Consider the following 25418-nt stretch of genomic DNA (forward strand, 5'->3'; position numbering starts at 1 on the left):
GTTTACTTTGATTTCACCTCCTATCTCTGATAATTTAGTGATTAAACCTTTTGTGTTAGAATAAGAATTTAATTCAAAGATACTGATCTCTTTTCTAACCGTTAACCAATGATAAATATCAGCTTTTGGTGCATCTACCATCATATACAATGAAATAATCAACATCAGAATATTATATAAATTAAATAACCAAATTAATTGTAATCCTCCCAATAACTGGGTTTCAACTAGACTAGAATTATTGCTAAAAACTAGAAACATACTATAACTAAGACTAAGACAATTTAATGCTAATAAAATAAAGAGAGGATAAGCCAATTTTTCATTAAAGATAAAACGTTCTTGTGATAATCCTTTGGGAGTTACTTTAAACCCTTCAGAAAAGGGACGAGAAAGGACTTTAAATACATTAGTTGCTAACGGAATACATTGACTCACTGAATATAAATCAGAGAGAATTGCAGAACGAGAATAACGATTAATCCATCGGTAGGTTTGCCAAGTTAATAAATAGTAAGGTAAGCCATAAGTTAACCATCCAACTAAGGTTAATTTTAAAGGAGTAATGCCGAAACAAGTGATTAATAAGGGGAATAATAAGAATATTATTCGCGGAATTTCACCAAACCATTGTAAGATGCCTTCAAAATGGGCTAACCTTTGTATTAAAGTTAAACCAGGAATAGTTAAGGGATTCGCATTAACAAAAAATGCTTGTAAGGTTCCTCGACTCCATCTTAATCTTTGCGATAAACGGCCTGAAATATTTTCGGGTGCTAATCCTGCGCTCAATTTTTCATCTAAATAAATACATTTATAACCTTTTGCACTCAATTTTATCCCAGTATAATAATCCTCACTAACCGATTCTGTGACAAACCCACCTATGTCGTCAAGATAACTTTTTCTAACAATAAATGAACTTCCATAACAAACCATTGTCTCAATAGAATCTCTAATTAACTGATAGTGACGGGAAAATATTTCGACTTCATCGGTCAACTCTTTTTCTAGTCCTAAGTTACGGGCGATTGGGTCAATATTATAAAAGTTCTGATTCGTTTGAACTAAGGCAATTTTTGAACTTTGAAAAAAGCCCACAGTTCGATTTAAGAAATTAATAGAAGGGATAAAGTCTGCATCAAAAACAGCTATTAATTCTTCATTAATTTGACTGAGTGCATTGTTTAAATTACCGGCCTTGGCACCATTATTATTTTCTCTGGTAATATACTTGCATCCTAAGACTTCTGTTAATTGCTTCATTTCTTGTCGTCTTCCATCATCTAATAAATAGATATTTTTATGAGGATAATTGATGTTTTGACAGCCTAAAATGGTTCGTCTAAGAATAAATATTGGTTCGTTATAAGTGGTAATTAAAATCGCAACAGAAGGGATAAACTGATGATTGATAACATCACGGGAAAGTTCAGCAGCTTGATGACGACGATCTTTGATTTTTAAGGTTAGGTAAAGTTGCAATAATGTGCCAAAGGTGAATAGTATTTCTATCCCTAATAAGAGTAAACTAAAAATACTATTAGTTATATTAGATAAATTTAAGGTTGATAGCGATCGCCAATATAAATAACGAAGGGTTAATGTCATTAAAATAGTAACAATTAATCCCCGTGACCAAGCTTTAGAACTAGGGGATAATTTCATGATAATTTGAGTTAGAATAACTAAAATAAGCGTAGGTATATATAAATAAATCTCCTCTAACCCGACAGTGACCTCTCTTAAACAGGAAAATAAAGCAATGGCTATCAAAAAGCCAACGATTGCTAATAATATAAAAATGAGAGGTGGTTGAGATACATTGCTGAGAAGCAATTGTAATCTGGATTTTTTCTGAGTTGTTGGATCGGGTTGATTGTCAACGCTTCTAAACATGAGTGATTAGATAAGAGATAAGAGTAATATTTCTATTCTAATCATTCATATCTTAAATTATGGTGAGAAAAAAATGAGAATTTCTTGAAACAAACTAGATAAAATGTATCTTATTTAACTGAAATTTTAAGCATGAAAAAGGTGGGACAATCCCACCCCCAAAAACGCAGGCTATATATTTATTATCCCATCATATTAGTAAAGAAATCAATAGTTTCTTTTAAAACCATGACAAATTGGTCAATTTCTTCATAAGTATTATAAAAATATAAACTGACTCTCGCACTTCCTGAGGCATCAAATAGACGGTGTAAAGGTTGGGTACAATGGTGTCCGGAACGAATGGCAACCCCTTCATGATCTAAAAGGGTGGATAAGTCACTGCCGTGAATTCCTTCTATGTTAAATGCAGCTAAGGCCGCCCTTCCTTTTCCTTCTTTTGTGGGTTTGGGTCCGTAAATTCTGAGGTTGGGAACGTCTGCTAATTTACGAAACAAATAACCGGTCAATTCTTCTTCATAAGCATGAATCTTATCCATGCCGATTTGGGTTAAATAATCAACAGCAGCCCCTAAGGCGATGGCTTCTCCAATGGCGGGGGTTCCGGCTTCAAATTTATGGGGTAATTCTCCGCAAGTAAAGCCATCAAAAAACACTTCGTCAATCATTTCTCCACCCCCTAAAAAGGGTGGCATGGCTTCTAAAATAGCTTGCTTTCCATATAAGAAACCCACCCCCGATGGACCACACATTTTATGGCCACTGGCCACTAACCAATCACAGTCCATGGCTTGTACATCAATGGGCAGATGGGGAACACTTTGACAAGCATCAATTAAGACTTTGACTCCCTTTTCATGGGCTAATTGAATGACTTCTTCAACGGGATTAAGACAGCCTAATGTATTAGAAACGTGAACAATTGTAACTAATTTAGTTTTCTCCGATAATAAGGATTTGAAAGCCTCTAAATCGAACTCTTCATTCTTAGTTAATGGCACATATTTGATGACTGCCCCGGTTTGTTTAGCAATAATTTGCCAAGGAACTAAATTACTGTGATGTTCCATCACTGAGGTAATAATTTCATCGCCGGGTTGAAGATGATTTAAACCCCAACTATAGGCAACCAAGTTAATGGCTTCGGTGGCATTTCTGGTGAAAACAATTTCTTTTGGAGATGCGGCCTTAACGAAGTTAGCAATCTTCTCTCTTGCCCCTTCGTAGGCTTCCGTTGCCCTGACACTTAAGGTATGGGCCCCACGATGAACATTGGCATTATCTTTTTCATAATAATGACGTAGGGCATCGAGTACCGCCACCGGTTTTTGAGAAGTAGCAGCACTATCTAAATAAAGTAAGGGCTTACCGTGAATTTCTTGATGTAAAATTGGGAAATCGTCACGGACTTTTGAAGCTAGGGTTTTTTCTTGAATAGCAGTCATAATTGAAGTCAGAAGTTTTCTTATCTTTGGAGGTCTAAATTTACGCCTCTGCAGTACGACATACCACACATTGCGTTAATCGTTGTTGCAGAGATTCAAGGGGAATTCGTTCTAAAATTTCAGTGGCAAAGGCATCAATTAAAAGATGACGGGCATCGGTTTCGTTTAAGCCTCGACTTTGTAAATAAAAGAGTTCATCGGCCTCTAATTGGCTAATGGTTGCCCCGTGGGAACATTTAACATTATCTGCGGTAATTTGTAGTTCGGGTTTGGTATTAATTCGGGCTTTGGGTGATAGTAATAGGTTGCGATTTAACTGGGTTGCGTTAGTTAATTGGGCTGGTTTGGGTACGAAGATTTTGCCATTAAAAACCCCTCGACCATTACCATCAATAATACACTTGTGTAATTGATGGGTAACCCCATAGGGATGATTGAGACAAACGGCTGTATGCGTATCCGCTAGTTGCTCATGATCAATCATGGTTAACCCGTTAAGATGGGTTTCGGTTTGTGTTCCTTGCTGCCACATTTGTAGGGTATGACGAGATAGTTTTGCCCCTAAATTAACTTCGTTACAAGTGTAGTGACTATCTTGATTTTGGCTGATGGCACTCTTGCCAATGTGAAAGCTATCTCCTAATTCTCTTTGAATGCGACTGTGATTGATTTGGGCATTATTATCTAACCAAATTTCTGTGACAGAATTGGTAAAATAAGGTTGGTTTTTTTCATCATCTGAACAAGAATCTGTAACCGTGGCATAATACTCCACAAAGGATAAACTAGACCCGGTTTCGGCGATAACTAATGTTCTCGGTTGGATTAAGGTTGGTGTCTCATTTCCAACGGTAAGAAAGAGCAATTGAATGGGGGTTTCAATGACAATATTTTTGTTAACCCAAATCACCGCAGCATCCCTAAACCCGGCTGTATTTAAGGCCGTAAATGCGTCTTTTTCTCCTTCTTGTTTCCCTAAATAATCAGCAATTTTGCTATTTTTTGTATCGGGTAAATTGCTTAAGTTACCCACATAAATATCTTCAGGTAAACTCGATACATTAGATAATTCAGAATTGTATTCCCCATTAACAAAAACGAGGTAACTTTGTTGGGCTTCAGGTAAGATAAAATTATCAATAATAGTTGGAGTAACTGTCTCAGTTTTTGCTGTTTGAAATGCTAACTGGTATAGGTCTGATAAATCCGTAAACCGCCATTCTTCATCCTTTTTGCTCGGAAGGGTTAATTCTTGAACTTGAGAAACGGCATTTTTCCTTAAGGTTTGCAGATACTCAGTGTCAATGATGGGCGCATTAGCTTGACACTGCTGTAATAGATTACTTAAGCAGGTTTCTGGACTGGTTTTGTCGAGGGTTGGGTTATTCATGCAGTTAAGGTCAATAATCGACAGTTAAACTCTCTGTTGTTGCAGGTTTCGTCTGTTTCAACGGTTAATGCAATCTCATGACTCAACCTGAGTCTGTATTCATTTTACAATACTTTAGCAACAAAAATGTTGTTAAAGTTGCTTTTTCCTTTTTCTAATAATTCCTTAAGGTTAAAAGGGTATGTATTATATTTGTATTTCTTATCAAAGGATTTTTGGACAATTTGAGCAAAAATAGTAGTCTTTGCTACAAAATGCTTCGGAAATTGTTCAAGTACCCCACAGAATTATTGCAAAAAATCTTCAATAAGCAACGAGAGAATGGGCTTGACAAGGCATACTACTTTTTTGTATATTTATGGATAGTGTTAGGTTATTGTGGAGAAAGTGTGGGTCTAGGTAGGGGTAGATTAAGGTAAAAAATAAAAGTCTGAATAAACAGCAGCTTGACCTTGATAAGTTTGTTGGTCATCTATCACATTCCAGACAATACCGTTATTAATTTTAAAGCGTTTACCCGTCTTAGTAATACGGATGGTAGAGAAACGGGAATAACCTGTTTCCGTTGTTTGGGCCAGAAGGCGATCGCGTTCTTGTTGTTCGATGGCTTCTGCTGTTTTCTTAGAGGGGGTTTGGAGCAATTCAGACCAAGTTAACTCCCAGATATCTAACGCCTTCTGATTACCGTAATTAAAGATAGGATCGTGTTGAGTCCCGTGAGAAACCACAATAAAATCAGCTTCAAACAGTTGTTGTGAGACTTCTATGGCATCGGTCTTAACCTCAATGATACCAAAATGTTCAAACAAAGAATGACCCAGCCAATGGTCAAAACTGCTGAGAATTAACTGTGTTCTTTGGATAACCGTTTCTTGTTGCCAAGGCTGATGATTCATACGCTGTTCATTATTTAAAGTTCCATTTGAGACTGCAGGGGAGCAGGGAGTGGGGAGTAGGGGAGATGTTTTTAAATCGTTTTACAGCCAATAAAAACAATTTAGACCGTGAGAAGATAGTCATATTATGTATTCTCATTATTACTTGTGTTTTACACGATTTTCTTGATCAATCGCTCCGTCTTACGGCGCGGGGTCGCCCGTCTCCGGAGCTCCCCCCAACCCTAACTAAGATACTTGTGATTTGCATAGCTTAATTAGGGATTAACAAATACGCCGATACCGTTGTGAACTCTAGCTGCAGTGACAGGAGAGCGATCAATTAACTGTCCTCCTAACACTAAACCCGTCGAACTTCCCCCATCGAGATTAAGGGCATCTGTTGCCCCTAAACGTTCCATAATTAGGGCCATTTCGTCTAAACTTGCCCCACTACCTCCCACACGGGTATGAACAGCCACTAACATGATGGTACCTCGTTGGCTCAGTCCGATAGCACTGCGAGAGGCTTTTTGTTGTTGAAACCCTTTACTAAACTTTTCACTCTCAGCATTTAAAACAACTCTGCGGTTGCTCATTAATAACGGTCCGGCCCCTAAAATATGGGATAATTGATTAAATTCAGTGGGGATAGTATCACTTTGTAGAGTCACTCCTGTACCGCGAGCAAAAATATTAGGAGAAACAGCATTTTTACGAATGGTTAAAAGATAGCCATTACTCGGAATAGGATAAGCTTTCGTGCCGGCTTTTCCTGCTTGTTCTTGATAAATAACTTGATTATTTTCCACATAAATAATGGTTTCATTATCGCTTAAAGGGGTATAACTTTGACCCCATTCAGAGGTATAACGGGAGACTCCCCCTTGAATATAGCCACTATTTAAAAATGCAATGGGAACTTTATTACCTGTTGCGGTGATTAAGGTTTCTTGTAAAGCCAATCGATTCATGAGAACTTGACCTTTTTCGTTCCAACCAATGGCACCCCGACCCAAAATCGGACTGGATAACCAATTATTATCTTGACGAATAGCCCCTAAGGGAAGTTGATTGTTACGGTTAAAAAAGCCCCCATTAATGGCAGCAGCCGCTTGCCATTTTTGAGCGGTGGTTACTAAAGGTGCGGTTCCCGTTTGTCCGTTAACATTAGTGGTAATGGGTTTAAGGGAAATATTCGGCGATCGCTGATTAATTTCTAACCAATTGACGGGAAAGGTTTCTTGTTTTCTCCCATTATTAATGGTGACTAATTGTTGTCGCCAAATAATTCCCTTAGTCCAAACAATTTCTTTCGGAACCATCCCATCATTGCGAACATCAATGACGATACGATTCGGGTTCGATAAACTAAATACATTTAAACCATGTGCCGTGGGTAAATTAACATGAACCTTGGTTAAATTTCCCGTATCTTCTAGGGAAAATAAAGAAGAATCGAGGGGGACAGAAACGCCACTCCCTAGATCATCTTCATCGGTATTAATTAAAGGTTTGGGAGAGGAAGACGTATTATAATCAGATAATTTGGTTTGAGACGCTTTCCCTGAAATCATGACCACACCGTGGCCTTTCGCCTGACTAATTTGCCAAACCGTAGGACGATCAACCTCTAAAACAATGCGTTTTCCCCAGGTTTGATTCCCTTGACGAATGTTATTAATTTGCGCTAGGGGAAAATTTAAGTTTAAGGTGTTGTTATTAACTTGTAATTCCCCACCGGCTAATTGAATTAATTCAGTAATATCCAAGTAGCGATAAGGAGCAATAAAACGAGCTAAAACCGGTAAAGGTTGGCCTGAGTTTGTCCCAAACCAACGAACCGGTTGTAAGCTAGGATCGTTCGTGCTGAGTAATTCTAAACCCAGTAAATTCATGGCCCCAATATCACTAATGCCGATGCGTATTTTATCTCCCTGTTGCCATTGAGTCCAAGGAATCTTATAAGTCTTGCCATTGAGCGTAATGTCTTGTCCTTGTTGAATAGAATTAGAGGCTTCTACTGCTGCAATGGTGGGTGTTAAGGTAACCTTGGCTGTATCTGTTGGGGGTGAATTACCAAAACACAAATAGACTAACAACGTTGTGGTTAGGGAAATCGAAAAAAGACTCAATGGATACCAGGGAAGTTTCGTCACTCGTCACGCCTCGTTCTCAATGAATTGGCAGTATTGTAACACAGGGTTTGCTGAGGATAACCGAGAAGCGGATGTCGACTTTAATCTTTTTAAGGTTTGAAGGATCAATGATTAAACGTTAGCTAATTTTTTGATACTGGGGACTGAGAAGTTAGGGCTTTCTTCTAACAAATAATCGAGAAAGGCTTTGGTAATGACAGATAATTGTTTACCCCCTAGATAGGCGACATACCAACGACGTTGAATGGGAAAATTCTCTACGTCTAAGACCGTTAACTCACTATCGATGCCTTCAGAAATCAACGTATGTTGAGATAAAACAGAAATGCCTAAACCACCAGCAATGGCTTGTTTGATGGCTTCGTTACTGCCTAATTCTAATCTGACATGAACGGATATGTTGTGTTCATCAAAAAGATTTTGGACGGCTCTTCTGGTGCCTGAACCTTCTTCCCTCATAATAAAGGGTTCTCCTTCTAAAGCACTCATAGGAATGTTTTGTTTACCCGCTAAAGGATGGTTTTTGAGCGCAATGACCACTAAAGGGTTATCTAAAAAGGGTTGAGTGGATAAATCTAAGGCTTGAGGAGGGTTACTGACGATGTAGAGATCATCTTCATTGTCTAGCATTCTACGCTGAATTTGTTGATGATTGGTGACCTTAAGAGATACTTCTATGCCTGGATATTGCTGGCAGAAAGAGCCTAAAATTCTCGGGATGAAGTATTTAGCGGTGGTAATGACCCCTAAACGTAATTGTCCCTGTTTAGTGCCTTTTAAATCGGCCACTTTCATCTCGAAATTATCTAACCTTTCAAAAATTTCTTGGCAAGTTCTCAATAGTTCTTGTCCTGCTTCTGTGAGGTAGAGACGCTTACCAATTTGCTCAAATAGGGGAAGGCCAATGGTTTTGGTGAGTTGTTTAATTTGACTAGAGACGGTCGGTTGCGTGATAAATAACTCTTCGGCTGCACGGGTAAAACTGCCATGTCGTGCTGTCGCTTCAAAGACCTTTAACTGGTGTAAGGTTGCTTGTATCAATGCTTCTGTCCTCTTATGTGCGATGTGAGTGATAGGAAAATATGTCTTTATGATGCGCGATACATCTTTTATCATAGACTTGATTCCATAGTATATCAAACTGAGGTTGAAATAAGTCTATTCTTAACCGAAGGATTAATGTAACATAAACAACTGTTTTCTGACTCAACTCGTTGTATCCTCTCCCCAGAGAGTTATATTGCTAGTAATAAATACCTATGTCTAATTCTAACGTAGAAATTTGTCCCGTGTGTGGTGTCAAAATTATCCGAAGTATCGGAGGTGATAGAGTTATTTTTTCGTCGGGTCCAGTGGGGACTCGGGCCCGGTTATGGGCTAGGGTTTGTAATTATGCCAAAAAATCGGGCTGTATCAATCAAGATCAAGAAACCATTGGTAAAGTACACGAGAATGATTATTATAATCCTATAAAATAATACCTTAAAAATAACACCTTTGCTTAGATAAAGTCAGGAGTTTAGCAATCATCTAACTTCTGTCTCCTCTCAACTTGGAAATTTTAAGGATGGGTTTTTCTATTAAGCAAAAAATAGCCCAGATTTTCTAGAGCAAACCCAATCAACAAACCGAATAAATGACTTAGCATACTCACTTGAGGAATAAGGGTATCAGAGACCAATTGTAAACTAATAACCATGATCATGATAAGTAGTCTTTTACGGTTAATCGCTGATTTATCCTGTAACCATTTTCTTAAAAAAATGGCAGTTAAACTCCCTACTAATCCCATGATAGAAGCAGAAGCACCAACAACAATATAATCTAGTTTATTAGCATAAAGAGCCACATAAGAAAAGATAAACATAGACCCCACTCCACTCAAAATATAAATGATAATATAATGATATTTATTGCTCAAAGATTCAACTAAATTACCGATAATATAAAGGGCAAACATATTCATTAAAAAATGTCCCCATCCATAATGTAGAAAGTTAGCAGTAACTAACCGCCAAAATTCACCTTGCCAGACAACCATAGGCACTAACGCGCCGAGTTGATATAAACTTTCAAGGTTTTCACTACCACCAAAGCTAATTTCTGTCATAAATCCTAAAGAATTAAGGATAATAAAAAATAGCGTAAATTTTTGTATTTTAAAATTAAAAGTTTTATAATTTTCCTTCATTGGTTTTTCTTTAAAATTAAGTTGAAAAAGAATTTTATAGTTACTGTTTTTGATTTTATTTAAAAAAGGAATTGATCTTTGTTTGATTCTCCATTGGATAGATGACTTTAATAGATGATGATCCTGTAAGTATTTTTGAAGTATAATTTTGTAATTATTTTTATTTTGATCCCTGACTGTCTTGGCTGTTACTAACCAAAATTCCTGTAAATATTTCGGATAAAAAGATAATTCAGATTGCAACAACTTTTTGACTGCTAAAAATTGACCCGAAAAAGCAAAGGCAGATAATTTAATCCGAGAAATATAAGAGTATTTTTTGTATTTTAATAAAACAGACTGAACTTTTAAAAGATTTTGAAATAATTGATTTAATTCCCCTGTTTCTCCCAAAGTTCTGATATAATAAGTAAGTAAAAGAGGATCTCGCCATAATATTTTTTGCTCAAGTTGATAATTAAACCACTGTAAACAACTCTGCCAATCTCCCAAAATTTCATAAGTAAAGAGTTGATAATAATGAGAAAATATAGGGAGAGTATTATTATTTTTATTCAACAAATTAATCGCTTTTTTTCTATTGCCCTTGTCAGCTAATTCTAAAGCCAATAATAACCGATAATAGTTTTGCCAATAGGGAGTAAAATGTAAAACCATCAATTTAGATAAAAGTCGCCGAGATTGGTGATAGTTTTGAATTTCAAATAAACGATTAATCCGACGTAATCCCCACTGAGGAATCAGTAAGAAAATTATCAATAAACTTCCCCCTATCCAAGCACTTAAATTGAGATGAAAAACTAATAATAAAGCCGTCACTAGAATAATGGAAAAAGCAATAATTATCCATCCATCATTTTTAGTAAGAATGCCTTGAAACGTTTGTATGATAGTAACTAAACAAGTGGAAAAAACTGTTATAATAATAAGAATATTAATATCGATCATTCTTAAGTGCTGTGAGAGTAAAAAATAAAAGCGACAGTAATAAAATCATAGACTGTCGCTTTTAGGAGAAAGAGAATTTAAGAATTAGCAGGAAACGTCAATTCAAACTCTTCAATTAATTCATCAAGTTCTTCGAGGGCTTGTTTAACATCCACTCGTAAAATGCCTAAATCGGGTTTTTCCAAAAGTTCAACTAAAAAGCCTCGTTTACTTTCAATTAATTTGACCTGTTCTTGAATTGTTTCTTTATCCATTCCTTTGATCCTAAAGTGAACACTAACTATAGGATAAACAATCTTGAGTCTTCTGATCTAGCATTCACCCAAAATTCTCTAAAAAATCAATTATTTCTGATTTAAGGGTTTCCCTCTTTTCTTAAGTACCCATCACGAGGATAATAAAATTTAAAGCGATCGCAAAATACAGGAATTTTATGTTAAGGAAACTTTCATTAGCTAGAATCGGACTGACAGTGGGAGGCATATTAACCATCATTGGTTTTGTCGCCTATGCCATGGATAATCCTACCCTTAATTTAGCCGGATTTTTCTATGGAGTCCCCATTTTATTAGGGGGACTGGCCCTAAAGGCGGCCGAACTTAAACCCATTCCCTATAGTCAAGTCCCATCAGCAGAAATTATAGCTTTAAGGGAAGAAAAAGCCACCCCAACTCAAGATCAAATTCGTAAAGATGTCACCCGTTATCGTTATGGACAAGAAGCCCATCTTGATGACTCTCTCGAACGGTTAGGATTAAGTCCTACGGACGAAGATAGACCGATTTTAGTGGCCATTCGAGAAGAAAACCTTGAGGGCAATTATGCTTTAATATTAGAATTTGAATCTCCTTTTATTTCCTTAGAAACTTGGCAAGAAAAAAAAGAAAAAATTACCAAGTTTTTTGGTCCCGGTATCTCAGTAACCATTGACGGCAAAGAAGATAATAAAGTCGATGTTTTCTTAATTAGTTTAGGGAAGACCGCAGAAAGTTAAAACAAAGGTAACAGGAAATAACTGATTCCTGTTACCGAGTTAATTAAGTGGATGAATTTAAGACATTTTATCAAGGATTTTTTGGACAATTTCCATGCCACTAAAGGCTTGCCAACCGAATAAACCGACAATAGCCGTATTCAGGGTAATATGGGTGTAACGGGCTAACTCATTACCTTTCTGCATAAGAGGAGACAGAGAAGCCGAAACCGCAATTAACCCAGTCATGGTTAAACCCACTAATAAATGGGGGCCGACGAATAATTTACCATTGTTGATATAGGTAACCGCCATACCACCGAGGTTGCCTAATACCATTAAACCTAAGAGCAAAGAACCTAATTGATAATGTCGAGTGCGAAAATCTTTTTTTAATAAATCTTTTTTGGTATCTTTTTCAGCAAAGCGAGTCCGTCGCCATTGAATCCCTAAATATAGAGCATAAAGGGTTAAGGCGAATAAAATCCACATGAGGATAGGATGGCCAAACTGTGACCACACTTTTATGGGTTCTGGAATATCTATGGTCATAAAGTGTTCCCTAACAAGGTGTAAGAGTCAGTTACAAAACTTAACTTAACATAAATTGTAGACTAATAAGTCGTTTGACACAATCGAAGATAAACTAAAAATTTAAGGAGTCAGTGAAAAATGTTGTTCAAAATACGTCAAGTTTTTATTGTTTTCTCTCTTAGTGTTTTATTACTATTAACCTCTTGTGCCACTCAAGCCCCATCAAGATTTGACCAAGCGCAACAAGAAAGCACTCAAAGAGGCAGTAGTGCAGTGGTTAAAGAATCAGAGTCAGGGGGCAGTTTTAATCAGTTTTTCCCCCCTTCTGGTGGCGGATATGAGCGTGTTTATACCCAAGAGAAAAAAGGATTTGCAGAAGCGAAATTGAAAAAAGACGGTAAAGAGATGGCCATGTTAGCCATTTCTGATACTCTCAATAATCCCAGTGCAGCCAAAAAATTTGAAAAAAGTACCCAGAGTATTGGGGGTTATCCTGCGGTTTCCCAAGGGAGTACCGGAACGGCCGTATTAGTAGGCGATCGCTATCAAGTTAAAGTATTGTCTCGCGATCCGGGGTTTTCTGAAGGCGATCGCCAAGCTTGGTTAGAAAAGTTTGATCTCAATGGGTTATCACAGTTGAAATAATTATTAATGATCAATTGATAAAGAGCGTTTCATCATTTCTAAAGCCACTCTCAGATTAGCTTGTGTCCATAATAAAGGAGTGGCATCTCCTGGGACATAAGCTTCTTTTTCTAAGTAGTATAATTCAGGACATTTAAAGCCACCAAAGGGACTATCTGAGGCGGTAATTTGCCCTAAAGAACGATTAAGATAATAAGTTTGTTGTTCTAGATAGTTTTTCTCTTGTGTTTGTTGAAATTTAACCCCAAAAATAGCAGAAATAATGGGATCAAAAATGCACCATTGGGCTTCTTCTCCTAATTGTAATTCTCGGTTATTCTCTTTAAACCATTGTTCTCTATCGGTGGAAAGGGTTGTCCGAATTTCAGAAGGAACTTCTTTATAGTTTTTACACCAAAAAGAATCTTTTAAATAGCGTCTAATTCCATAATCTCCTTTTAAATTTTCAATGACATCGTTAAGAATTCTCTCAGCCATTTCTCCTTTAATCATTTGCAGGGGATAAATTAAAAACAGTAAAGCGGAGTCATAGCGGCGTTGTTTCGGTTGTTCTTGAATACATTCTGAGGGTAAAATTTTAGCTAGTTCTTCTTTACCTTTTGCGATTAATTCATTAATCAACTCAAGATTAATTACTGTATCATTTCCTTTTAAATCATTAGTTAACGGTAATTCTTGAAACAATCGTTTAAACTCAGTTAAACCAGCTATAACTACCCCAATACTAGAGGCTTCAATTTTGGTTTCTTCTTCCCAATGTCCGCTATCTTCATCTTGCCAATATTCAATGGTATGAAAATAAGCCACAAAAAGACTGATCGTTTCTAATTGTTCAATGGTTGTATTGAGTCTTTTTTCTCGGACTAATTTACAATAAAACCAGACAAAATATCCCAAAGCATCATTTTGACCATGGTTCCATTCTTGGTCAATTTCTGCTAAAGTTTCTCCCTGAAAACGAATATGGGGACGCTGCATCATTTCATCTTTATCCACTTGGCCAGCAATAATATTTAAAAACCGCGATCGATGAGTCTGGAAATATTGCATTAAAGTATGAACAGTTTTAACTGCTATCTGGATTTGACCACAAACATAATGAGTATAAGCTAAGTAAATATTATCCCTAACCCAAACATTGCTATATCCTGTATATTCAGTATCGGAGATAACCACAGCAGCCGGAAACAAGCCATTATCTAAACGAGGAAACTCAAAGGTTTTGTGTTGTTCTAACAGTTGAGTAATCCCTTGAATATGAGATAAAGAGTAATCCGAAGTAATTAACTGACCAATGGTTTGATTATGAATAATCATTATTTTTTTGCCGTGAGAAAACTATATTATGTAACGGGTAACTAATAATTGAATAAGTGTAACCATCAGAGATCAGGTGTATTATTATTGATCATTAACAAGACTGGACTTTAGGTAAAACCTCTGATCATTCTAAGTGATACACGAAGTTATACATAACGCTAACATTAACGCTAACATCAACGCTAACGTCAACCACGGATAATAGGAGTAGGGGAAAATAACTAGATCCTACGTATATCCTATGAAGACTGTTAACATTCTTGATGTCGCTATTCATAATCTTTCAATCCGAGAACTACTCAACTCTCTGAATCATCAAGGGGGCGTTGTCGTCACCCCTAATGTAGATCACCTAATGAAACTCCGTAAAGATGCTGAATTGAGGGATGTCTATCAGCAGTCAGATTATCGAATATGTGACAGTAAAATAATTCAGTTTGCCTCCTATTTCTTAGGGACACCCATTCAAGAAAAAATTTCGGGATCGGATTTGTTTCCGGCTTTCTATGAATACAACAAAGAGAACGAAAACATCAAAATCTTTTTGTTAGGGGCCCAAGAAGGGGTAGCCAAGATTGCCCAAGAAAAAATTAACAACAAAGTGGGCAGAAATATTATTGTAGATTGTTATTCCCCTGCTTATGGTTTTGAGAAGGATGAAGAAGAATGTCAAAGAATTCTAGAGAAAATCAGAGCATCGGGGGCTACTGTTTTGGCTGTGGGGTTAGGTGCGCCCAAACAAGAAAAATGGATTAATCGTTATAGACACCAATTGCCTGGGGTAAAAATATTTTTAGCGATCGGTGCGACAATTGATTTTGAAGCAGGATATAAATCCCGTTCTCCTAAATGGATGAGTGAAGCAGGATTAGAATGGTTATATCGTTTATTGTCTGAACCTAAACGGCTTTGGAAACGTTATCTAATTGAAAGTATGCCATTCTTTGGTTTAGTGATGCGTCAAAAAATGAAGAGTATAGCTTCTGCACAACCTTTTTTTTTTAGACAATCCTCTCAAAAAATTAGTCAGAAGAAGTTGACACTAATTAGATTGTGGATCACTCTTTTAATGTTAACTAAAATAGCTTTTTAAAGCGTTTCTCAGCCTCATGAGGCTTCGGCCAAGTTCCTAATGGTACGCTTTTAATTTCTTATCTGTTCCCTATTCCCTAAAACTACAAAACTTTGTACTTCCCAAGTATAGTAACTGTTATAATAAGATTAATTATTTTTAATTATTTGCTCAATTTGTTGATACAAGTCTTCTAGTGTAGAAGAATTATCAAGAACCACATCAGCCTTTTTAACTTTATCTTCAATGGGCAACTGGCTTTTAATGCGAGCGATCGCCTCTTCTTCACTTAAGTGGTTCCTATTCATTAATCGTTGTAATTGTTGTTCATAAGAACAGTAAACCACCCAAATTTCTGTTACTAAATGGGTTAATTGAGATTCAAATAATAACGGAATATCTAAGAGAATAATCTCCTGTTGAGATTGTTTAATTTCTTCTTGAAATCGTTGTCTAACATAGGGATGAATTTGACATTCTAACCATTGTTTTTCTCTCGAATTATTAAAAATAAGATTACCTAATTTCTTACGATTTAATTCCCCGTTCTCGAAACAAATATCGGAGCCATATCGCTCTTTAATCGTTTGTAAAATAGGAGAATTTTTTTCAACCGCTTCCCTAGCGTAAGTATCAGCATCTAAAACCTGAATATGGCAAACAGTGGCTAAATAATGAGAAACCGTACTTTTTCCTGTTGCGATTCCTCCGGTTAACCCAATAATGCGTTTTGAGCGTTCATTCATGGTCAAAAACTAAAATAAGCCTAGAATTTTCAAGGATTCTAAAAAAAAGCTGATAAACTTGACATACCCTAGAAAAATGAAACTGTTATGAAGGTATTAAGGTGTCCTAAGTGTAGAGGAAAACTAGAACCAATTATTTATGAGGGTATCGAAGTCGATCGCTGTTGTCAATGTAGTGGGATTTGGTTTGACTCATCAGAAGCTGAAAACCTTAAAAAGCTCAGAGGTTCAGAAAAAATTGATATTGGACACTTAAGTCAAGAAAATGACAAAGAAGTTTTAGAAACGGATGTGTTTTGCCCCCATTGTGATCTGGCCATGATCAAAATGTTTGATATTGATAAACATCCTATTTGGTACGAAACCTGTCCTCAATGTCAAGGCATTTGGTTCGATGCCGGGGAATTCAAAAAATTTAAAGATAACTTTGCTCATCCTAAATTATTATCCAAAGCCTTGAATCTGTTTAGCTTTAAGAAAAAATAATCACTCTCGTGCAAAAAGTTAAAGGCGATACTTAACAATGTGTTTGAAAGTACCGCCTTGGTTTTACCAATAATTAAATTTTGCTCTTGTCACCAAATTCTCTAACTCCCTGATAACACCAACCTTACCACATACCAGGAACAGGCTCAGGAGGAGGCGCAATTTCAGCTTGATTTTCTTCCATAGGAGGTAAACTGACATCAGGACGATCCCAAGTAATATCGGTTCTGGTTACTAAGGGAACTTCCCGTAAATCTAAACGAGATACCCAACGGGGACGAGCTTCAGCAACATAGACATCCAGGTCAGGTCTTTGGTCACTAATAATAACCCATTTACCGTCTTCTTCTCTCATGATGACATCGGCACCAGCAACTAAAGTAGGCCAGTAACCAGGCATTTGAGCGGTAACGTGCCAAACGTCCCGTTCTCCTGTGGTCAAGCCAACGTCATAATTCATTCTGACGTGAGCATTTTTTTCCTGACCAGCAGAAATGATTTGAACTTGAGCTACGTCTCCGGTAACACCACGAATACGACCGATGATATAGTCTTCAAATTTGAATTCTAACCAATCGGCACGATAAACATCGATGGGATCTTGGAGAACATGACCTCGTAATTGACTAACAAGAACCTCTTCTTGAGCAGGTTCTGCTTGAGCAGGGGAAATCCCCAGTAAGGATAAGCCGAGGGCTAATCCTGCTAACATATTTGAGTGTTTCATAAACACGATGACCTCACTCCAACCTAATTGGGTAAACTATAATTGGGTAAACTGTTCTTTGACACTTTTAAGGATAGTTTAGTTCCCAGGTAGGGGCCTAGAATTTTAACTATCCTTTTATAAGTGTGGAGAATTCGTTGAGAAAAACAGTCTGTCTAGAGGCGTAGATCTCAAATCTTGCACCTTCGATAATTCCCCAACCCCTTAGCCCCACACCCCCCACACCCCCCTTTAAAAGGGGGGCAGGGGGTGTGGGGGGTGTGGGGGGGTAGGCAAGAGGATTTTATTTTGATCGAACTTGTTGGCTTAACTAGGGTTTAATTTGTCTAAAATGCCACTGAAATCGATATTTTTGAAGAAATCCACTAATTTTTGCACCCATTGAACTTTATTGGCCTGAGGAAGTTCTTGAGACGAGGGGGTTACTGTCTCAGGTTGAATCGTTTCGGATAAGGGCGTTGAAGTGTCTTGTGTTACCGTCTCTGATGAGTCTTGAAGAGAGATGTCATCATTCGTTACGGTGGTGTCGTTTTCTGGTTCAGTGGGTTCGACGATAGTTTCGGGTTCCTCTGTTACGTTTTCAGTCTTAGAGGGGGTTACAGTTTCCGAGGAAACGGGTAATGGTTCTGGGTTTTCAGTTTCTTGAGTAATGGTTTCATCAGAAGCAGGTAATGGTTCTATCGTTTCGGTTTGTTGGATAATTGTTTCTGGAGAAGGAGATCCAGATTCTATCATTTCAGTTTCTCGGGTAATGGTATCATCAGAAATCGGTAATGGTTCGGTATCTTCTTCAGTGGTGTTTTCAGAAGTAGGACTGATGATGGGTTCAGAAGCAGACTCTTCAACTGGTTCTTGAGGTTCTCTGGTTTCTTCTACTGTGGGGGGAGGTGTTTCTTCTTCAATGGGTTCGGGTTCTAACGTATAAATATAGTTAGGATCAACAACAGAACGGGCAACCTCAACAGACAGTTCTCCCCGTATCAGTTTAGAGAGGGTATCTTCTCCATTGGGTTCATAGGTAATGACTCGAACAGTATCATTAAAGGCGTTATTAACTTCCTTGCCTTGTTCGTCAATAAATTCTAACTGTACCCAGTTTTTCCCAGGTTCAAACCCTTTTAAATAAATCGGTTGCCACGTATCGATTAAAAAACTTTCTCCATTGATGGTGGCTTTAATGCGCCAGTCTATAATCTCATCATTAGGATCACTTTGAGCAATAAAATGTAAGGGTGCATTGGTTAGATAAAAATCTAACATAATCGGTTCAGCCCCGTAACTTCCCTGGGGGCGACTGTAAGTAAGGAGAGGAAGAGAAGAAGAGGGGGAGTTATCTTCGGTTTCTGTAAACACACTAAAAGTAGTTTGTGCATAGGCCCCTTCATTTTTAAAACTTTCGTGCCAAGGACGAGAGGCAAACACGCGAATGGTATGGGTTCCTGGGGTTAAATCTTCTAAAATAATCGGTTCATCAAGATTATAAACCGCCCGATAGGGTTGATTATCCACAAAAAGGTGTAAATGGGGTCCGAGTCCTAGGGTTTCGTCTTTAAAGAGGGGATAGTCTTTCACCTCTAGTTGCACCGGTACAGTGGTTTCTGAGAACATTTGCTGAGGTTTAGGACTAATAATGCTCACTTGGGGATGATATTGGGCTAAAACCTCTTTTAGTTCTTGGATCACCGTTGGGGGGGCGACTTCTGTGAATTTAGTGGTGGTAACAGGAACGGGAGAGGGTTCTATGACTGGGGAAGACGCTGTAAGGCGATCGCTACACCCTAGTAACCCCCAACTTAAAAGACCAACGAGAATAGAACTAGACAGGACTTTGATCAATGGCGATCGCTGATTCAACCCAAACACTGTTTACTCTCCTTATGGTGGCAAGATTCGGTCTATCTTTGACTATATCAGTTGCGTTGCAAAAACTCTAACCGTTAACTCACATCTTGCACCTCCCTCCATCCCCCACCCCACACACCCCCCTAACCCCCCACACCCCCCTTTATAAGGGGGGCAGGGGGGGTTAGGGGCAGGGGGGGTTAGGGGCAGGGGGGTTAGGGGCAGGGTTTAATCAAAAATTCTCAAGTATTTCCCTGAATTAATCGTTTAATTACTTCTCATCAGTAACGAGAGAAGGTTCATAGACAATCACTCTATTTCTACCTTGTTGTTTTGCCTTATAAAGGGCTTTGTCTGCTTGCTTAATTAATCTTTTAGTTGATAAGTGATCCTGAATCAATAAACTAGAAATACCACAGCTAATCGTCACATAATCCTTAGTGGAAGAAGTTTTATGAGAAATCTTCAAGGAAGTTACTTTTTCTAAGATTCTTTGAGCAATTTTTTTAGCTTCCTCTATATCAGTTTTAGGTAAAATAATAGCAAATTCTTCTCCCCCATAACGGGCGAGAAAATCAGTGTGGCGAATGGCCATTCGTATGCCTTGCGCTACCTTTTTTAAACAGCGATCGCCGGCCGGATGTCCATAAGTATCATTGTATTGTTTAAAATGATCAACATCACATAAAATTAATGAAGTTTGTTTACGATATAAGTGACGTAATAACCGTGTTTGTTCTAAAACTTTATCAAAATAGAGACGATTAGGAACTTTTGTTAATGTATCAAAGGTGGCTAAATATTTCCACTTATCAACTAAGATAATTACTGATGAGCCAAAAACAGCTATTAAAGGGGTAATGGTTGGAACCCACCAACCTTGTAAAAATAGAAAATAACTACCACTCAATAATAATAATCCCAACCAACAATTATTCAGAATAAATAACAGCCATTTGATAACACTATTATATTGAAACGTATTTTTAGTTAATGCAATATAAGTGACCAACATTCCTGTTGTTGTACAGGTTAAAATCCATAGCCATTCAAAGGGATCTGACCACACTTTAAGTAAAGGGCGATCGTCTAAAGCAGCATTTAATATTTGACTAATGGCGTTAGCTTGAATTAGGGTGCCGGAGATGGGATAAGAAGGATGGTAAGGAGTCAAAAAAGAAGTGCTAACACTGTCGGCAGTTACACCGATTAACACTAGACGATCATCAAAAAAGTCCTCTGGATATTGTTGAGTGAAAACATCTAAAATAGAAATGGTTTGAAACTTTTCTCTACCGCCACGATAATTAAGTAAAATTTGATAACCTCCATTATCAATATTGATATAATTTCCAGCATTTTTATCAAGAGGAAATAAGCGGGCGTTTCCGATAATAATCTCTTCTTCAGAGGAATCACCTGAGTGAGCAAGAATATTATCTTGTTGAAGATAACTTAACGCTAAAGTCATAGCAAAGCTTAATTTTTGTCCAAACCCTTCAGAGGTTATGGTAATTAAATCTCGTCGTACTTTTCCATCGCTATCAATCACTAAATCAACAAAACCAACTTGCTTTGACTGAGATAAAATTTCAGGAGGTTTAATTGTATTGCCAATAACTTTTTCTATACCAATTAAATTGGGAGTTGTGTTCAAGACTTGGTTTAAAGCATCGGAGCCGGGTTCAATGGGAAAATCTCGAAAAATATTTAAGCCAATGACTCGAGGAGTTTCTTGTTTAACAATGTTAATCAGTTGAGCCAGTTTAGCATCAGAAAGGGGCCATTGTTGTAAGGTGCTAATATCTGCTTCGTCAACGGTAATAATGACAATTCTGGGATCTTGTTTTTCTGATTCACTCGATAAGTGCGATCGCCAGCGAAAAAATTGATCAAAGGTCAATAATTCTAAGGGTTCTAATATCCCTGTCAAACTAATACCAATCACCAATCCTGTGACGGTAGGTGGGATAAGTAGCATTTTGCGCCATCGATACAATTTTTCTGCTAAGGCTGTGAACATATTATACTTTTTATACAAAGTAGATGATTAAAACTAAAATATCTGTAAAAGTTGGCTTTAAAACAACGATATAAAGATATTTTAACCCTTTTCACTTAATAATAAATCCGTTTATCAAAAAAAATCCCCAACTTGAAAAATTGGGGAAATGTAAGAGGATCTGTATTGAGTTGATTGAGGACTCTTCTTAACTAAGAAAGGTCAACCACTCTATTAGCATTAGTAGGATAGATTAAGCAGCCCACTCGGTATGGAAAGATTCGCCTTTAGGCTTATCAACCCGTTCATAGGTGTGCGCCCCGAAGTAGTCTCTTTGCGCTTGGGTTAAGTTTTGAGGTAAATCAGCGCGACGATAGCTATCAAAGTAGTCTAAAGAAGAACTAAAAGCAGGAACAGCAATACCGACTTTATTAGCCAAGACAAGCACTTCGCGCCATGCGTCTTGACGATCTAAGATAGTTTGCTTAAACTCAGGGGCTAAGAGTAGGTTAGGTAAATTGGGATTATCCACAAATGCCTTCTTAATCTTATCTAAGAAGCCAGCACGAATAATACAACCCCCTTTCCAAATACGGGCAGATTCGGGTAAGCTAACTTGATTGTTGTAATACTCAGCAGAGGCTTTAGCAATTAAAGCCATTCCTTGAGCATAGGAACACATCTTAGAGCAGTAGAGAGCGTCTCTTACCTTGTCAATAAAGGCTTTTTTGTCTCCATCAAACTTGATTTCAGGACCGGTTAACTGTTGAGAAGCGGCCTTTCTTTCTTCTTTGTAGGAAGACATCACCCGTGCATTCACCGCAGCGTACATGGTGGGAATGGGAACCCCTAACTCTAAAGAGCTTACCACCGTCCAGCGACCGGTACCTTTTTGACCAGCAGAGTCTAAAATGAGGTCAACAAGATGCTTGTTGCTATCAGGATCGACATATTTGAAGATATCGGCGGTAATTTCAATTAAGAAAGAATTAAGCTCATCGGTGGTGTTCCACTCTTTGAACACTTCGTGTAATTCTTCATTGCTGAGGCCCAGGGCATTTTTCATGATGTCGTAGGCTTCTGCAATTAACTGCATATCGCCGTACTCAATACCATTGTGAACCATTTTTACATAGTGGCCAGCACCACCGGGTCCAACAAAAGTAACACAGGGACCATCATCTACCTGTGCAGCAATTTTAGTTAAAATGGGTTCTAATTCTTCGTAGGCTGCTTTGGTACCGCCAGGCATTAAGCTAGGACCGTTTAAGGCACCTTCTTCACCGCCACTGACACCCATGCCCACGAAACCTAAACCGGTTGATTCTAAGTCTTTGGTCCGTCTTTCGGTATCTTCGTAAAGGGAGTTACCGCCATCGATGATCATATCTCCTTCTTCGAGAAGGGGTTTTAAATCTTCGATAACATAGTCAACAGGCGCGCCTGCTTTTACCATTACTAAGATTTTACGGGGACGTTCTAGGATTTGTACAAATTCTTCTAATGAATAGGCCGCCTTGACATCTTTGCCTTGGGCCCGAGTTTTCATGAATTCTTCTGTTTTACTGGCTGTACGATTGTATACAGCAATGGGGAAACCGCGACTTTCGACATTGAGGGCGAGATTTTCTCCCATCACCGCCAAGCCGATGACACCAAAGGTTCGCTTTGTCATATAATTCCTACCAACTCTACGGGTTGTTTGATCAAGAGAACTTTGATCTTGTTTGACTGTTGAAGTGTCTAGGGAACACCACTGATCAGTTTAACCCCGTTTTTTTGGTGGACTAGGTTCTCTACAGAGAATCTTAAGTAATCATCTTGAAACTGCGATCGTTTATACAAAATAGTTAAAAATTCCCATTCAAAGGAATAGATTTATTTTGTTGTTGATAAGCAAGAATCATCAATTGAAACAATATAAAAAAAGACTATGTTAATCAATGCAAAATTTCCCCTAAATATTGAACACCTTGAAAAACAAGATCAAACGCTTAGTTTTGCAGGGATGACTTGGACAGATTATGAACAATTTAATTCAGAAGAATACTTAGGTTATAGAATTTCTTATTTTAATGGAGTCATTACTTTAGTGTCCCCTAGCAAAAATTATGAAAGAATTGCTCAAACCATTGCTATTTTAATAGTTGCTTATTGTAGAAAGTTTAATTTACTTTATTTTCCGATGGGTTCTACTCGGTTAGAAAATAAACCATTAGCAGGAAAAGAACCTGATGTTAGTTTTGCTTTCAATACTGATAAAGATATTCCTGATTTAGTGATTGAAGTTATCTTTTCTAGTGGTAGTCTTGATGATCTTAATAAATATCAAGCGATAGGTATTAAAGAAGTTTGGTTTTGGAAAAATGAGAAAATTACTTTTTATGAACTACAAAATGAAGGATATAGGAAAATTAATCAGAGTCAATGTTTATCTAATTTGACATCCGAAATATTAGAAAAATTTGTTAATCAAGGATTGACTAAAAGTCCTCTAATTATTGAAGCAGAATTTTTAAACCATATTTCTACAATTTGAATAATAGTATGCTCAGAAAATTCTAGAAAAATTAATTATTGTGTTTGTCCAGGAGGAATAAAACGTATTTCGATGCGTCTTCTACTTGGATCTGAGTTACGATCAGGAGAAGATAATTTTCCTGTAGGTAAATATAATTGTGCTGCGGAATAAGCTCTTAATTCAACGGTTTTTAAATTAGGATTTTTTTGTAATTCTTGGACAACAGATAAGGCTCTCATTAATCCTAGATCAGTATTTGATCCAGGGTTTAAAATGTTAACAAATTCTTGACCATTAGCAACTTTTTCTAAGTGTTGATCTAGATTACTATATTGATTATTAGCTTGTCCATCAGTATGACCAATCACTTGAATAAAATCAATGTCTCTTTCTTCCACAATTTTCTCAATGTTTGGTGTAATTTCAGTCACAAGATATTGTTTTAATTGTGGGGTTAATTCCGCACTACCCGAAGGAAATTGAAACTTTCCTGAGTTTTCAGCAATAATAATAGGAGAAGCTGATTGTAATCTTTTATTTAAGTTAAGAACATGAAAAAAAGCAATTAGTAATAAAAAGCTAAGGATCATAAACGCATTAGACATTAAATCAGCAAAAGAAGAAAATACATTGAGTTCTTCAATTTCTTTGATATTTCGGTATCTTTTAGACATAAATTAATGCAATTTTTAATAGTTTATTTAAAGATTAAAATTTCCTAGATTATCAAAAGGAGAACGATTATTGTTTGATGTGAAGGTTGTGTTAAGTTGCTGTAATATTGATTCAATTTCTTTTAAAGCTAAAGCTGATTTTTCTACTTTTTCGGCAATAATTTCAACTTGATAGTTAGTTCTTCCATTTTCTTGTATCAGATTTTTGGTTAATCTATCTCCCAAGTTCATTAAATTTTGAGAGGTACTATTCGTTTGATTCTCTAAACTACTCATTAAGCGATCGCATACATTTTGTAATGCTGTCGATTCTCTTTCTAGAGACGTTTTATTTAATTCTATCAGTTGTTGTGATTGTTGGTGTAATTCTATTAAAGATTGGTTATTTTGTTGGTTACTATTGGTTTGAGTTTCTAAACTATTAATTAAGCGATCGCCGATAGTTTGTAATGCTGTTGATTCTTTTTCTAGGGATTCTTTATTTAAGGTAATTAATTCTCGTGATTGTTGATTAACTTCATTAATTTGACCACCTAATTGTGAAATTTCTGTAACGGAATGCTGAAGATTAGTAATTGTTGATTCTATTTTTTCAATTAATTCACTAACCATTATTATTGTTTGAGAAAATTGCTCTTGAGTATTTTCTAAATTATTAGTAGCAGATACTAATTTATCTGAAAATTTACTATTGTTAATTGTATTAGCTGCTTTAAAAAAAGAGTTTGAACTATTTTCTAGCGTTTGAGCATATTTAACAAAATTCTCATGTTGGACAATATCTTTAAGAGAATTTACTTGTTTTTCTAACCGTAAAGATGCTTGATAAAAAGTATCTGCACCTCGATCTAATGTTCCAGCAGTTTCTGTAAAACGTTCATAAACTTGTTTAGCTAAGTTAGTCGCTTCTTTGTTTCCTTCTGCAATTTGATCGGCGACACTTCCTAGAGATGATTTAACAGCTTGAGT

General features: G+C 37.0%; 22 protein-coding genes and 1 pseudogene. 6 read left to right on the top strand and 17 right to left on the bottom strand.

The genetic code is table 11. From position 1 onward, the window contains the following. The 6 genes from C4E06_RS08895 to C4E06_RS08920 all read right to left on the bottom strand — a co-directional run. Positions 1–1899, bottom strand: a 1899-nt coding sequence (locus tag C4E06_RS08895; RefSeq protein WP_107667751.1) for a glycosyltransferase, incomplete at its 3' end; no start/stop codon positions are given. A 182-nt stretch (positions 1900–2081) separates the two neighbouring features. Further along, positions 2082–3344, bottom strand: coding sequence for a SufS family cysteine desulfurase (locus C4E06_RS08900; RefSeq protein ID WP_107667752.1), 1263 nt, complete (start codon positions 3342–3344; stop codon positions 2082–2084). Positions 3345–3384: 40 nt separating this feature from the next. Further along, positions 3385–4734 (bottom strand): Fe-S cluster assembly protein SufD, encoded by a 1350-nt coding sequence (gene sufD / locus C4E06_RS08905; protein WP_107667753.1) that lies wholly within the window; start codon positions 4732–4734, stop codon positions 3385–3387. A 410-nt stretch (positions 4735–5144) separates the two neighbouring features. Continuing rightward, positions 5145–5630, bottom strand: a complete 486-nt coding sequence (locus C4E06_RS08910) for an MEKHLA domain-containing protein (protein ID WP_107667754.1) — start codon at positions 5628–5630, stop codon at positions 5145–5147. Positions 5631–5887: 257 nt separating this feature from the next. Beyond that, positions 5888–7768, bottom strand: coding sequence for a phosphodiester glycosidase family protein (locus tag C4E06_RS08915; protein WP_107667755.1), 1881 nt, complete (start codon positions 7766–7768; stop codon positions 5888–5890). A 111-nt stretch (positions 7769–7879) separates the two neighbouring features. Next, positions 7880–8809, bottom strand: a complete 930-nt coding sequence (locus C4E06_RS08920) for a LysR family transcriptional regulator (RefSeq protein ID WP_107667756.1) — start codon at positions 8807–8809, stop codon at positions 7880–7882. A gap of 218 nt (positions 8810–9027) precedes the next feature. Between C4E06_RS08920 and C4E06_RS08925 the strand changes: the two genes are divergently transcribed. Then, positions 9028–9246, top strand: coding sequence for a hypothetical protein (locus tag C4E06_RS08925; protein WP_107667757.1), 219 nt, complete (start codon positions 9028–9030; stop codon positions 9244–9246). An 83-nt stretch (positions 9247–9329) separates the two neighbouring features. Here C4E06_RS08925 and C4E06_RS08930 read toward each other — a convergent pair whose 3' ends face one another. Both C4E06_RS08930 and C4E06_RS27745 read right to left on the bottom strand, forming a co-directional pair. After that, on the bottom strand, positions 9330–10907 hold the full coding sequence (locus C4E06_RS08930; protein ID WP_107667758.1) for a rhomboid family intramembrane serine protease: 1578 nt from the start codon (positions 10905–10907) through the stop codon (positions 9330–9332). Between the two features lie 77 nt (positions 10908–10984). Beyond that, positions 10985–11161, bottom strand: coding sequence for a hypothetical protein (locus C4E06_RS27745; RefSeq protein WP_198648447.1), 177 nt, complete (start codon positions 11159–11161; stop codon positions 10985–10987). 179 nt (positions 11162–11340) lie between these two features. On the opposite strand from C4E06_RS27745, the gene C4E06_RS08935 reads away from it, so the two are divergent. Continuing rightward, the gene (locus tag C4E06_RS08935) at positions 11341–11901 is read left to right on the top strand and encodes a DUF2854 domain-containing protein (protein ID WP_107667759.1); all 561 of its coding nucleotides are present in this window, start codon (positions 11341–11343) and stop codon (positions 11899–11901) included. A 57-nt stretch (positions 11902–11958) separates the two neighbouring features. Here C4E06_RS08935 and C4E06_RS08940 read toward each other — a convergent pair whose 3' ends face one another. Continuing rightward, complete coding sequence (locus tag C4E06_RS08940; protein ID WP_107667760.1) at positions 11959–12432, bottom strand: DUF4079 domain-containing protein; 474 nt, start codon at positions 12430–12432, stop codon at positions 11959–11961. A 120-nt stretch (positions 12433–12552) separates the two neighbouring features. Here C4E06_RS08940 and C4E06_RS08945 point away from each other — a divergent pair, with 120 nt between their 5' ends. Then, positions 12553–13059 carry a hypothetical protein gene (locus C4E06_RS08945; protein WP_107667761.1) on the top strand — a complete coding sequence of 169 codons (507 nt, stop codon included), beginning with the start codon at positions 12553–12555 and terminating at the stop codon, positions 13057–13059. Positions 13060–13062: 3 nt separating this feature from the next. Here the strand turns inward: C4E06_RS08945 and C4E06_RS08950 are convergent, their stop codons facing one another. Next, positions 13063–14379, bottom strand: a complete 1317-nt coding sequence (locus tag C4E06_RS08950; RefSeq protein ID WP_107667762.1) for a glycoside hydrolase family 15 protein — start codon at positions 14377–14379, stop codon at positions 13063–13065. A 241-nt stretch (positions 14380–14620) separates the two neighbouring features. Between C4E06_RS08950 and C4E06_RS08955 the strand changes: the two genes are divergently transcribed. Next, complete coding sequence (locus tag C4E06_RS08955) at positions 14621–15472, top strand: WecB/TagA/CpsF family glycosyltransferase (RefSeq protein ID WP_107667763.1); 852 nt, start codon at positions 14621–14623, stop codon at positions 15470–15472. Positions 15473–15600: 128 nt separating this feature from the next. Here the strand turns inward: C4E06_RS08955 and coaE are convergent, their stop codons facing one another. Continuing rightward, on the bottom strand, positions 15601–16197 hold the full coding sequence (gene coaE / locus C4E06_RS08960; protein ID WP_107667764.1) for a dephospho-CoA kinase: 597 nt from the start codon (positions 16195–16197) through the stop codon (positions 15601–15603). An 87-nt stretch (positions 16198–16284) separates the two neighbouring features. On the opposite strand from coaE, the gene C4E06_RS08965 reads away from it, so the two are divergent. Next, the gene (locus tag C4E06_RS08965; protein WP_107667765.1) at positions 16285–16683 is read left to right on the top strand and encodes a zf-TFIIB domain-containing protein; all 399 of its coding nucleotides are present in this window, start codon (positions 16285–16287) and stop codon (positions 16681–16683) included. Between the two features lie 124 nt (positions 16684–16807). Here the strand turns inward: C4E06_RS08965 and C4E06_RS08970 are convergent, their stop codons facing one another. From C4E06_RS08970 to gnd, 4 genes are all read right to left on the bottom strand, one after another. Continuing rightward, positions 16808–17410, bottom strand: coding sequence for a hypothetical protein (locus C4E06_RS08970; protein ID WP_107667766.1), 603 nt, complete (start codon positions 17408–17410; stop codon positions 16808–16810). Between the two features lie 306 nt (positions 17411–17716). Continuing rightward, positions 17717–19273 carry a hypothetical protein gene (locus tag C4E06_RS08975; RefSeq protein ID WP_107667767.1) on the bottom strand — a complete coding sequence of 519 codons (1557 nt, stop codon included), beginning with the start codon at positions 19271–19273 and terminating at the stop codon, positions 17717–17719. Between the two features lie 250 nt (positions 19274–19523). Next, a complete protein-coding gene (locus C4E06_RS08980) occupies positions 19524–21275 on the bottom strand; it encodes a CHASE2 domain-containing protein (protein ID WP_198648449.1) in 1752 nt (583 codons plus the stop codon). Positions 21276–21507: 232 nt separating this feature from the next. After that, the gene (gene gnd / locus C4E06_RS08985; RefSeq protein ID WP_107667769.1) at positions 21508–22929 is read right to left on the bottom strand and encodes a decarboxylating NADP(+)-dependent phosphogluconate dehydrogenase; all 1422 of its coding nucleotides are present in this window, start codon (positions 22927–22929) and stop codon (positions 21508–21510) included. 258 nt (positions 22930–23187) lie between these two features. Between gnd and C4E06_RS08990 the strand changes: the two genes are divergently transcribed. Continuing rightward, entirely contained in the window at positions 23188–23793 is a 606-nt protein-coding gene (locus tag C4E06_RS08990; RefSeq protein ID WP_107667770.1) for a Uma2 family endonuclease, read from the top strand. A 35-nt stretch (positions 23794–23828) separates the two neighbouring features. On the opposite strand, the gene C4E06_RS08995 is transcribed toward C4E06_RS08990, so the two are convergent. Both C4E06_RS08995 and C4E06_RS09000 read right to left on the bottom strand, forming a co-directional pair. Then, the gene (locus C4E06_RS08995; RefSeq protein WP_107667771.1) at positions 23829–24449 is read right to left on the bottom strand and encodes an OmpA family protein; all 621 of its coding nucleotides are present in this window, start codon (positions 24447–24449) and stop codon (positions 23829–23831) included. A 27-nt stretch (positions 24450–24476) separates the two neighbouring features. Continuing rightward, positions 24477–25418 (bottom strand): annotated as a pseudogene (locus C4E06_RS09000) (hypothetical protein); the annotation flags it as partial.

Origin of the sequence: Cyanothece sp. BG0011 (assembly GCF_003013815.1) — a bacterium.
Lineage (GTDB): Bacteria > Cyanobacteriota > Cyanobacteriia > Cyanobacteriales > Microcystaceae > Crocosphaera.

Excerpts from the sequence above, each read along its gene's own strand:
- C4E06_RS08930 (WP_107667758.1), bottom strand. The coding sequence starts at position 10,907 with ATGATCGATATTAATATTCTTATTATTATAACAGTTTTTTCCACTTGT.
- gnd (WP_107667769.1), bottom strand. The coding sequence starts at position 22,929 with ATGACAAAGCGAACCTTTGGTGTCATCGGCTTGGCGGTGATGGGAGAA.
- C4E06_RS08980 (WP_198648449.1), bottom strand. The coding sequence starts at position 21,275 with ATGTTCACAGCCTTAGCAGAAAAATTGTATCGATGGCGCAAAATGCTA.
- C4E06_RS08900 (WP_107667752.1), bottom strand. The coding sequence starts at position 3,344 with ATGACTGCTATTCAAGAAAAAACCCTAGCTTCAAAAGTCCGTGACGAT.
- C4E06_RS08970 (WP_107667766.1), bottom strand. The coding sequence starts at position 17,410 with ATGAAACACTCAAATATGTTAGCAGGATTAGCCCTCGGCTTATCCTTA.
- C4E06_RS08955 (WP_107667763.1), top strand. The coding sequence starts at position 14,621 with ATGAAGACTGTTAACATTCTTGATGTCGCTATTCATAATCTTTCAATC.
- C4E06_RS08935 (WP_107667759.1), top strand. The coding sequence starts at position 11,341 with ATGTTAAGGAAACTTTCATTAGCTAGAATCGGACTGACAGTGGGAGGC.
- sufD (WP_107667753.1), bottom strand. The coding sequence starts at position 4,734 with ATGAATAACCCAACCCTCGACAAAACCAGTCCAGAAACCTGCTTAAGT.
- C4E06_RS27745 (WP_198648447.1), bottom strand. The coding sequence starts at position 11,161 with ATGGATAAAGAAACAATTCAAGAACAGGTCAAATTAATTGAAAGTAAA.
- C4E06_RS08910 (WP_107667754.1), bottom strand. The coding sequence starts at position 5,630 with ATGAATCATCAGCCTTGGCAACAAGAAACGGTTATCCAAAGAACACAG.
- C4E06_RS08965 (WP_107667765.1), top strand. The coding sequence starts at position 16,285 with ATGAAGGTATTAAGGTGTCCTAAGTGTAGAGGAAAACTAGAACCAATT.
- coaE (WP_107667764.1), bottom strand. The coding sequence starts at position 16,197 with ATGAATGAACGCTCAAAACGCATTATTGGGTTAACCGGAGGAATCGCA.
- C4E06_RS08995 (WP_107667771.1), bottom strand. The coding sequence starts at position 24,449 with ATGTCTAAAAGATACCGAAATATCAAAGAAATTGAAGAACTCAATGTA.
- C4E06_RS08945 (WP_107667761.1), top strand. The coding sequence starts at position 12,553 with ATGTTGTTCAAAATACGTCAAGTTTTTATTGTTTTCTCTCTTAGTGTT.
- C4E06_RS08940 (WP_107667760.1), bottom strand. The coding sequence starts at position 12,432 with ATGACCATAGATATTCCAGAACCCATAAAAGTGTGGTCACAGTTTGGC.
- C4E06_RS08990 (WP_107667770.1), top strand. The coding sequence starts at position 23,188 with ATGTTAATCAATGCAAAATTTCCCCTAAATATTGAACACCTTGAAAAA.
- C4E06_RS08925 (WP_107667757.1), top strand. The coding sequence starts at position 9,028 with ATGTCTAATTCTAACGTAGAAATTTGTCCCGTGTGTGGTGTCAAAATT.